The sequence below is a fragment of the Actinoplanes sp. ATCC 53533 genome, assembly GCF_003947245.1.
This window is the reverse complement of the sequence record NZ_QHHV01000351.1, coordinates 1-9,358: the sequence shown is the minus strand read 5'-3', so window position 1 is coordinate 9,358 and position 9,358 is coordinate 1. Positions and strand designations below refer to the sequence as shown.

Annotated in this window: 8 protein-coding genes; 4 read left to right on the top strand and 4 right to left on the bottom strand. The window is 72.7% G+C overall.

Features of this window, described 5'->3' with window-relative positions:
• The 3 genes from DMB66_RS56805 to DMB66_RS56795 all read right to left on the bottom strand — a co-directional run.
• On the bottom strand, window positions 1-472 hold a 472-nt coding region (locus tag DMB66_RS56805), incomplete at its 3' end, for a sigma-70 family RNA polymerase sigma factor (protein WP_125812298.1).
• A 91-nt stretch (window positions 473-563) separates the two neighbouring features.
• Window positions 564-3,116 (bottom strand): bifunctional diguanylate cyclase/phosphodiesterase, encoded by a 2,553-nt coding sequence (locus DMB66_RS56800; protein ID WP_125812297.1) that lies wholly within the window; start codon window positions 3,114-3,116, stop codon window positions 564-566.
• A complete protein-coding gene (locus DMB66_RS56795; RefSeq protein ID WP_125812296.1) occupies window positions 3,062-4,663 on the bottom strand; it encodes a S8 family serine peptidase in 1,602 nt (533 codons plus the stop codon). The genes DMB66_RS56800 and DMB66_RS56795 overlap by 55 nt, the downstream gene beginning before the upstream one ends.
• A 215-nt stretch (window positions 4,664-4,878) precedes the next feature.
• Here DMB66_RS56795 and ppgK point away from each other — a divergent pair, with 215 nt between their 5' ends.
• Both ppgK and DMB66_RS56785 read left to right on the top strand, forming a co-directional pair.
• A complete protein-coding gene (gene ppgK, locus DMB66_RS56790; protein ID WP_125812295.1) occupies window positions 4,879-5,658 on the top strand; it encodes a polyphosphate--glucose phosphotransferase in 780 nt (259 codons plus the stop codon).
• An 8-nt stretch (window positions 5,659-5,666) separates the two neighbouring features.
• Entirely contained in the window at window positions 5,667-6,128 is a 462-nt protein-coding gene (locus DMB66_RS56785) for a PPOX class F420-dependent oxidoreductase (RefSeq protein WP_125812294.1), read from the top strand.
• Window positions 6,129-6,183: 55 nt separating this feature from the next.
• Here the strand turns inward: DMB66_RS56785 and DMB66_RS56780 are convergent, their stop codons facing one another.
• Window positions 6,184-6,747 (bottom strand): hypothetical protein, encoded by a 564-nt coding sequence (locus DMB66_RS56780; protein WP_125812293.1) that lies wholly within the window; start codon window positions 6,745-6,747, stop codon window positions 6,184-6,186.
• A 92-nt stretch (window positions 6,748-6,839) separates the two neighbouring features.
• Between DMB66_RS56780 and DMB66_RS56775 the strand changes: the two genes are divergently transcribed.
• Window positions 6,840-7,655, top strand: a complete 816-nt coding sequence (locus tag DMB66_RS56775; protein ID WP_125812292.1) for a spermidine synthase — start codon at window positions 6,840-6,842, stop codon at window positions 7,653-7,655.
• Window positions 7,656-7,804: 149 nt separating this feature from the next.
• Window positions 7,805-9,358 (top strand): maltotransferase domain-containing protein (locus tag DMB66_RS56770; RefSeq protein ID WP_125812291.1); only part of this gene is annotated, 1,554 nt, incomplete at its 3' end.

Sequence of the window (9,358 nt, the reverse complement as noted above, 5' to 3'; positions counted from 1 at the left end):
CCTCGGTGACGCCGAGGTGCACGGAGATGTCGGCGACCGTCGGGCTGCGGCCGAGGGTGTGGGTCAGGGTGCTGTTGGCCTCGGTGATGGCCAGGCGGAGCTCTTGCAGGCGGCGGGGCACGCGGACGGACCAGGTGCGGTCGCGGAAGTGGCGTTTGATCTCGCCGATGATGGTGGGGATGGCGTAGCCGGCGAAGTCGACGCCGCGTTCGGGGTCGAACTTGTCGATGGCTTTGATCAGGCCGACGTTGGCGGTCTGGATGAGGTCGTCGGTGGGTTCGCCGCGGCCGGAGTAGCGGTGGGCGAGGTGGCGGGCCAGCGGCAGCCAGGCCTCGATCGCCCGGTCCCGCAGCGCGCCCCGGCGGCGGTCCCCGGCGGGGGTCCTGGCCAGCCGGGTCAGCAGCTCGGCGGCGGTTTCGGTGGACGCGGAGGCGTCACTGAGTGTGCTTGATCGGAACGCGGTGGCGGTCATCGAGGAGGTCCTCCATCAAGCGGGCAGAGAGCCGTGCCCGCACGCGGCGACCGTTCATTTCCCTTACGTTAGCCGAGTGGAGGATCCCTGACTAGCCGAAAGTATGAGTGACGTTCCGTGAGTGAATCTCGAGCCAGGCCGTGAAGTCCTCCGGCGGCAACGGCCGCGACAGCAGATATCCCTGCACCACGTCGCAGCCCTCGGCGGCGAGATAGGCGTACGTGTCGGCGTCCTCCACCCCCTCGGCGACCACCCGCAGATCGAGCGCGTGCCCGAGCTGCACCGCCGAGCGGACCACGGCCCGGTCCCGGTGGTCCAGGGCGACCCGCTGCACGAACGACTTGTCGATCTTCACCTCGTGCAGCGGCAGCTCGCGCAGCCGGCCCAGCGACGAGTAGCCGGTGCCGAAGTCGTCGATCGAGATCTCGACGCCCAGCGCGTGCAGCCGTTCGAGGGTGGACAGGCTGCCGGCCGGGTCGGTCAGGATGGTGCTCTCGGTGATCTCCAGCGTCAGGGCGCGCGGCGGGTTGCCGGTCGTCTCCAGCAAGCGTGCCACCAGCTCGGGCAGCGCGGCGTCGAGCAGGCTGTTCGGCGACAGGTTGACCGCTACCTGCAGGTCGTGCCCGGCCCGCGCCCACTCGGCCCGGGAGCGCAGCGCCAGCGCCAGCACGTGCAGGGTGAGCGGCCAGACCAGGCCGCTGTGCTCGGCGAGCGGGATGAAGACGTCCGGGGCGACCGACCCGTGTTCGGGGTGGTTCCAGCGGGCCAGGGCCTCCGCGCCGACCACCCGGCCGGTCCGGGGGTCGACCTTCGGCTGGTACGCGACGGTCAGCTCGCCGCGCTCCACGGCCGCCCGCAGGTCGGCGATGAGCGCCAGCCGCTGCGGGCTGTTGCGGTCCAGTTCGCTGTCGTAGAGGCGCAGGCCGTTGCTCTCCTTGGCGGCGTACATGGCGACGTCGGCGTGCCGGATCAGGGTCTCGGAATCGTCGCCGTGCAGCGGTGCCACCGCCACGCCGACGCTGGCCCGGGCGGCCAGGACGAGCGGGCCGATCCGGATCGGCCGCTCCACCACCTCGGCCAGCTCCGCGGCGGCGGCCAGCGCGGCGGAGGGGCTGCCGTCGGTCGTCAGCAGCGCGGCGAACTCGTCACCGCCGAGGCGGGCCACCCGGCCACGCCCGTCGAGGTACGCGCGCAGCCGCTCGCCGACCTCGCGCAGCAGCGCGTCACCCGTCTCGTGGCCGAGCGCGTCGTTGATCTCCTTGAAGCGGTCCAGGTCGAGCACCAGCACGGCCAGCGCCGAGCCGTCGGCGCGCGCGGCAGCCAGGCCGGTGTCGAGCAGCTCCTGGAAGTGCCGGCGGTTGGGCAGCCCGGAGAGCGGATCGTGCAGGGCCAGGTGCTGCTTCGCGGCGGCCTCGCGGCGCAGCCGGTCGACCAGGTCGGCGCGGCCCAGCGCCGCGCCGGCGTGGTTCGCCAGCGCGCCGAACAACCGCAGCTTGGCCTCGTCGAAGCGGCCCGCGTCGGCGAGGCTGTCCGCGACGACCAGCGCCGCCCGGTGCTCGCCGAACACCACCGGCACGGCCATTGCCGCGCCCGCCGGGCCGGCCGGGCGCAGCACCGGGTCGCCGAGCAGCGCCGGGGTCAGCCAGGCGTCGGCACCGGGCCCGCCCAGGCGCACCGTGGGCTGCCCGGACTGCCCGGCCAGCAGGGTGTGCCGCAGCTCGTCACCGTGCGCGACGACCAGCTCGGCCGTGCCCGCCCGCAGCACGTCGCGGGCCCGGTCCAGCACCACGGCGACCAGGTCGTCGATGCCGCCGGCGCCGTCCAGCGCCCGGGTGAAGCCGTAGAGCTGCTCCACCTCGGCGTTGCCGTCGCCCAGCGCGATGTAGGCGCGGTAGGCCAGCAGCAGCACGACGGCCACGATGCCGACCAGCGCCGGCGCCCACCGCGGCTCGGTCGCGGCCAGGAAGCTGATCAGGGCACCCGTGGTGGTGAGGACGACCAGCCAGGTGCTGCGCAGGGCCGCCGGCAGCCGGCGCCACTCCCCCGGGTCGTCGTGCACCGCGATCACGGCGGTGAGCAGCACGGCCGCCACCACGTCGGCCGCGACCATGGCCAGGTAGGTGGCGAACAGGGTCCGCAGGCCCACGCCGTCGATGGTGATGCCCAGCACGTGCGGGGTGACGGCGTGGAAGACCAGGACGCCGACGCTCGCCTGGACGGCCAGCAGGGCGACGTTGAAGGCGAGCTTGGCACCGCGATGTCCGCGGATGGCGACCAGGCCGGCGCCGCCGGCCAGGGCCCGGACCAGGATCACCGTGACCGGGTCGAAGCAGAGCAGCCCGAAGACCATCGGGAACTCGGAGACGTTGATGCCGTGGGCGCCGCGGCGGACGCGGACGTGCACGGTGAAGCCCTCGGTGAGGAAGAACAGCACCACGAGCCCGGCGGCCCACCACAGCCCGCCGGGCATCGCGGGCACGACGACGCCGCCGAGCGCGAAGGAGAGCGCCACGGCGGCCGAGACCGCGCCCATGCCCACGGTGAGCAGACCCACCAGGAGCTGCGGGCGCGGTCGTCGCCAGCGCTGTGCTAGTGCCACGGCTCTCCGGTCCAGCCGGCCGCGGACCAGCTGCGCCCGCTCCATGACCGGCCCGTCCAGGTCTGCGAGGACCAGCTGCGCCCGCTCCAGACGGCGCTCGACCAGCTGCGCCCGGACCAGGCGACGCCCGACCAGGATCGGCCGGTCCAGGTGGCCGGGGCCCAGGCCTGGCCGCCGAAGACCGTCGCACCCCAGTAGGTGCCGGTCCAGTATGAGCCGGTCCAGTATGAGCCGGTCCAGGTCGAGCCGTTCCAGGTGCCGCCGATCCAGCTTCGCTGCGTGGCCGAGGCCACGGTCCAGGCCCGGGCGTCCCAGGCCATGCCGAAGATGTCCCGCTCGCCGGTCAGCGGCGTGCCGGTGACGGAGTCGTAGACGTACGCGCCGCCGCGCGCCGCTTCCAGCGAGCCCAGGCCGGTGGCCGCGACGTTGAGCTGCGGGGTCACCAGGACGCTCCTGGTGCGCGCGGCGCGGGCGACGTTGATCTGGCCCGCGCCCGCCGCGTACGCGTCGCCGTAGAGGATCGGGTCGGCGGTGCTCATCAGCAGCTTCTTGACCTGGTCGGGCCGCAGGCCGGGACGCTGCTGCAGCAGCAACGCCACCGAGCCGGAGACCATCGCGGCCGCCTGCGACGTGCCGCTGCCGCGCAGGAACCGCTGCTCGGGATCGTCCAGCAGGCTCAGCCGCGCACCCGGGTAGGTCCGGTCGATGTACGAACCCGGGCTGCGCAGCGACACCACGGAACGCCCGGCGGCCAGCACGTCGGGATGACGCGCGGCGTTGCCCCGGTTGCTGAAGTCCGCGACGACGTCGTCGGTACGCGCGTCGGTGTCCCGGGTATCGGCCCCGCCGACGGCGATGACGTCCGGGTCGGCGGCGGGCATGGTGAGACTGTTCGCCGCGAAGCCGTCGTTGCCGGCGGCGACGACCACGACGATCCCGGCCTCCCAGGCCTTCTCGACGGCGTAGGCCAGCGGGTCGAGGGCCGCCGGTTGGGTCGACTGGGTGCCGTAGGACAGGTTCAGCACCCGGATGTTGAGACCCGGGTCGTTGCGGTGCGCGACCGCCCAGTCGATACCGGCGATGACCTGTGAGACGTCGCTCGCGCCGTCGGCGGAGGCCACCTTGACGCTGATGACGTGCGCGCCCGGCGCCACCCCGGCGAAGGGGGTGCCGATCCCGGTGGTGGTGTCCTGCCCGGCGATGATGCCGGCCATGTGCGTGCCGTGCCCGAACGTGTCGAGATAGCGCAGGTTGGGCGCCTGCGACTCGAAGGACAGGTCGGGTCCGTGGATGACCTTCCCGGCACCGTCGAGGCCCTTGACCGGCGAGACCCCGGAGTCGATGAGCGCGACGCCGATCCCCGCACCGGTCAGCGCGACCCCGGTAGCGGAGTCGCCGTCGTCCGGGTTGTCCTTGTCCGCCTCGTCGGCTCCGGCGGCCTTGATGACTGTGCTCAGCTTGGTGGTACCGCTCTGGACCAGCCAGTTCGCGCTCAGCCAGCCCGCACCTCCGGCCGCGTGGGCGGGTGCGGTGACCACGAGAGTGCCGGCCACCGCGACCGCGGTGACGGTCAGGGCCGCGAGTTTCCGCATCGATGCTCCTCCCCAGGCCTCACGCCGGCGGGTCGGGGAGTCGCCCGCCGGGCCTGATACCCGGTACAGCCGCCCTATCGGCCGCGACGCGCGGGACTTGAACGGAATCGCCCGGGTACCCCGTACCAACAGGGGCGGATCCGGGGATGGCACGATTCGACTTCGGGTGCGCGTGGGTACATACCCCGGAAACGCACCGGAGACGGAGAACGGGCATGGCCATTCTTGGCATCGACATCGGCGGTTCCGGCGTGAAGGGGGCGCCGGTCGACACCGTGCGCGGCGAGCTCCTGCAGGAGCGGCACCGGGTACCGACGCCGCAGCCGTCGGATGTCGGCAGCATCGTCGAGGCGGTCGCCGAGGTCGCCGCGAAGTTCGACGGCTACGACCGGGTCGGCATCACCTTCCCCGGCGTGGTGGTCGACGGGGTCACCCGGACCGCCGCCAACGTCGACAAGTCCTGGCTCGACGCGCCCGCCGCGCAGCTGTTCAGCGAGCGGCTCGGCAAGCCGGTGTCCGTGCTCAACGACGCCGACGCCGCGGGCGTCGCCGAGGTCGCCTTCGGCGCCGGGCACGACCAGCGCGGCCTGACGATGATGCTGACCTTCGGTACGGGCATCGGCAGCGCCCTGTTCCTGGACGGCACGCTGATCCCGAACACCGAGTTCGGCCACCTGGAGCTGGACGGCAAGGACGCCGAGCTGCGCGCCTCCGACCGCGCCCGCGAGCACGAGGATCTGAGCTGGGAGAAGTGGGCCGGCCGGGTCCAGGACTATCTGCGGCACGTGGAGATGCTGCTGTCGCCGCGGCTGTTCATCGTCGGCGGCGGCGTGAGCAAGAAGGCCGACAAGTGGCTGCCGCTGATCGAGATCCGCACCCCGATCGTGGCGGCCACCCTGCTGAACAACGCCGGCATCATCGGCGCGGCGGTCACCGCCGAGCAGGCCGGCGGCCACCCGGGCGCGATCGCGGTCGACGCCGACCAGCCGAGCTGAGGAGAGTCATGGCCCGCACCGTCGCCACCACCACCGTGGTCGGCCGGGAGGAGCTGCTCGAGTTCCTCCGCCCCCGGCATCACGCGATCCTGATGACCACCCGCCGGGACGGCCGCCCGCAGGCGTCGCCGAACACCTGCGGCGTGGACGCCGAGGGCCGCATCGTGATCTCGACCTACCCGGAGCGGGCCAAGGCGGCGAACATCCGCCGCGACTCCCGGGTGAGCGTCTGCGTGCTCTCCGACGGCTTCAACGGCGCCTGGGTCCAGGTCGACGGCGTCGCGGAGGTCATCGACCTGCCGGATTCGGTCGAGCCGCTGGTCGAATACTTCCGGGTCATCTCGGGCGAGCACGCCGACTGGGACGAATACCGCCAGGCGATGCGGGACCAGGGCAAATCCCTGATCCGGATCACCATCGAGCGGTGGGGCCCGATCGCCACCGGCGGCTTCCCGGCCCGCCTGGCCTGACGGACGCGGGCGGCGGCCGGTGCACCGGCCGCCGCTGCCCACCGCCGGCGCTCGGCTAGGCCGCGACCACTCCCAGCAGGTAGATCAGGGTCTCGCGGTGCAACTCCGCCACCGGTTCCAGCAGGTCCGGGTGGCGGAGCAGCGCCGCGGACTCCAGGTCGCGGGCATCCGGCGCGGTCAGCCGGCGGAACTCGCTGGGCAGGTCGCCCGCCCGGCGCGCCCGGGGGCGGGGCCGGGCGTCGGTGATCGGGATGGCCGCGGCCACCGAGTCCACGGCCCGCGCGGCCAGCCGCGGGTCGGCGAGCAGGCAGGCGGCCCAGCTCACCGCGACCTCGTCGACCCAGGTGCGCCAGCCCTCGTCCTCGGCCAGCTCGTCGTCGGGCTCGCTGCCGGCCCGCCAGTCCAGCACCGCCGAGCCGCCGGGGCCCGCCATGGCGACGAGTTCGGCGTCCACCCGGGTCGGGTAGCGCAGCCAGGCGGCGACCGTCACGGCCTGCCGCGCCTGCAGCTCGGCCAGGGTGTCCGCGGCCCGGTCGGCGCCGCTGGACGGGTAGGCCCGGACCAGCCAGTGCGTGCTGGCGGCGATGACCGGCGACAGCGCGGTGGACGGTCCGGCCATGTGTGCCCCCAAAGGGTCGGTGCGCACGCCCCACGGGGTGCGTCACGCTACCTCTCGGCGCCGGCCGGCCCGCCATGAGTAACCTCGCCCCGATGGCAACCCACGGCAACCGACGTGCAACCAGTTTCACCCGGGTCGCCTCCGGCGTCGCCTCGCTCGAGCCGGACCGCCGCCGGGAACGGGGCTGGACGCTGCTGGTCGACGGGGTGCCGCAGTCGTATGTCGATCTGGCCGATCCCAGCTATCTGGCGTTCGAATACGTGCGCCGGCTGGCGACGGTGCTGCGGTTGGCGGCGCCCGCGGCCGTACCGTTGACGGTTTTGCATCTCGGCGGCGGCGCGCTGACGCTGCCCCGCTGGGTGGCCGCGACGCGGCCCGGTTCGGTCCAGACCGTGGTGGAACGCGACGGCCTGCTGCTCGCGCTGGTCTCCCGGTCGCTGCCGTGGCCGGCCGCCATCGAGGTCGTGGTGGGTGATGCCGGCGAGTTCGTGACCGCCGGGCGGGAGCCGGGGTACGACGTGATCGTGGTCGACGTGTTCGAGGGGGCCGCGATGCCGGCGAGCGTGGCCGGGGTGGGCTTCGCGACGGCGGCGGCCCGGCTGCTGCGCCCGGACGGCGTGCTGGCGATGAACCTGACCGACGTGCCGCCGCTGTCCTATTCGCGGATCCAGGCGGCGACCCTGCGCGCGGCCTTCGGCGACGTGGCGCTGATCGCCCCGCCGGGCATGCTGCGCGGCCGCAAGGCGGGCAACGTGGTGCTCGCGGCGACCCGCGCGGCGGGCGTGCTGAACATCGAGCGGCTCGCCCGCTCCGTGGCCCGCGACGCCGAGCCGGCCCGGGTCTGGCACGGCGCGGAATTGACCGGTTTCCTGGCCGGCGCGATGGCGCGCCTGGACGGGCCGCGCTGAACGCTCTCCGGTAGGTTTAGCGGCACTGGGTGCTCGGCCGTTTGTGGTTGCTCCATACCGGAGAAGTCTGTCCAGAAACCTGGGCGAACGGCTGCGGCAATTCGCCTGTCGCCGTGCCCGCTCCCGCGCTCAAGATTACGGTGGAGATCATGACCGGTCGCTTTCCCATCGAAGACGTGACGCCGTCGGTGTCCTGTGGCCGCTACCCCGCGAAGGCGGTGGTCGGCGAGCTCGTCCCCATCTCGGCGGTGTCCTATCGGGAAGGCCACCACGCCCTCGGCGTGAACGTGGTATGGCAGGGCCCGGAGGGCGAGGCCGAGCCGTTCACCCGGCTCACCCCCGGCGAGCCCGGCCTGGACCAGTGGCACGGGGTGATCAAGCCCGACCGGGTGGGCCGGTGGACTTTCACCATCGAGGCGTTCGACGACCCGTACCAGACCTGGCGCAACGCCGTGACCAAGAAGATCGGCGCCGGGCAGGGGCTCGAGGACCTGGCCAACGACCTGGCCGAGGGCGCCGAGATGCTGGACCTGGCCGCCAAGATCGTGCCGCACGCCGAGGAGGAGCTGGTCCGCGACGCGGCCGCCGCCCTGCGTGACCCGCAGCGGTCGCTGTTCTCCCGGGTCTCCCCCGCGCTCGATCTGCAGGAGCTGCTCTGGCAGCACCCGGTGCGCCAGCTCGTGACCACCACCCGCTCGTACGCGATCTGGGTCGACCGCCAGCGCGCCCTGTTCTCGTCGTGGTACGAGTTCTTCCCGCGCTCCGAGGGCGCCGAGGTCGGCCCCGACGCGACGCCGATCAAGCACGGCACCTTCGCGACCGCCGCCGAGCGCATCCCGGCCGTCGCCGCGATGGGCTTCGACGTGCTCTACCTGCCGCCGATCCACCCGATCGGCAAGATCAACCGCAAGGGCCGCAACAACACGCTGGTCGCCCGCGAGGGCATCGACGTGGGCTCGCCCTGGGCGATCGGCTCCGACGAGGGCGGCCACGACGCGATCCACCCGCAGCTGGGCACCCTGGCCGACTTCCGGCGCTTCATCGGCGTCGCGCGGGACAACGGCCTCGAGGTCGCGATGGACCTGGCGCTGCAGTGCGCGCCGGACCACCCGTGGGTCACGACGCACCCGGAGTGGTTCACCACCCGCGCCGACGGCACGATCGCCTACGCGGAGAACCCGCCGAAGAAATACCAGGACATCTACCCGCTGAACTTCGACAACGACCCCAAGGGCCTGCGCGAGGAGGTCCTGCGCATCGTCCTGCACTGGGTCTCCAACGGCGTCAAGATCTTCCGGGTGGACAACCCGCACACCAAGACGCTGAACTTCTGGCAGTGGGTGATCGCCAAGATCAAGGACGTCGACCCGGACGTGCTGTTCCTCGCCGAGGCGTTCACCCGGCCGGCCATGATGAACGGGCTCGGCAAGATCGGCTTCACCCAGTCCTACACGTACTTCACCTGGCGCACCACGGCCTGGGAGATGAAGGAATACATCGGCCAGCTCAAGGCCTCGATCGACTGGATGCGGCCCAACTTCTGGCCGAACACCCCGGACATCCTGCACGAGTCGCTGCAGCACGGCGGACCGCCGATGTTCAAGATCCGTACGGTGCTGGCCAGCATGCTCTCGCCCTCCTGGGGCATGTACACCGGCCTGGAGCTCTTCGAGCACGTCGCCCGCCCGGGCGCCGAGGAATAC

What these genes read in the sequence shown, in the direction of transcription:
- DMB66_RS56800 (WP_125812297.1), bottom strand. Translation starts at nt 3,116, where the DNA reads ATGGAGCGGGCGCAGCTGGTCCGCGGCCGGCTGGACCGGAGAGCCGTG.
- DMB66_RS56795 (WP_125812296.1), bottom strand. Translation starts at nt 4,663, where the DNA reads ATGCGGAAACTCGCGGCCCTGACCGTCACCGCGGTCGCGGTGGCCGGC.
- ppgK (WP_125812295.1), top strand. Translation starts at nt 4,879, where the DNA reads ATGGCCATTCTTGGCATCGACATCGGCGGTTCCGGCGTGAAGGGGGCG.
- DMB66_RS56785 (WP_125812294.1), top strand. Translation starts at nt 5,667, where the DNA reads ATGGCCCGCACCGTCGCCACCACCACCGTGGTCGGCCGGGAGGAGCTG.
- DMB66_RS56780 (WP_125812293.1), bottom strand. Translation starts at nt 6,747, where the DNA reads ATGGCCGGACCGTCCACCGCGCTGTCGCCGGTCATCGCCGCCAGCACG.
- DMB66_RS56775 (WP_125812292.1), top strand. Translation starts at nt 6,840, where the DNA reads ATGGCAACCCACGGCAACCGACGTGCAACCAGTTTCACCCGGGTCGCC.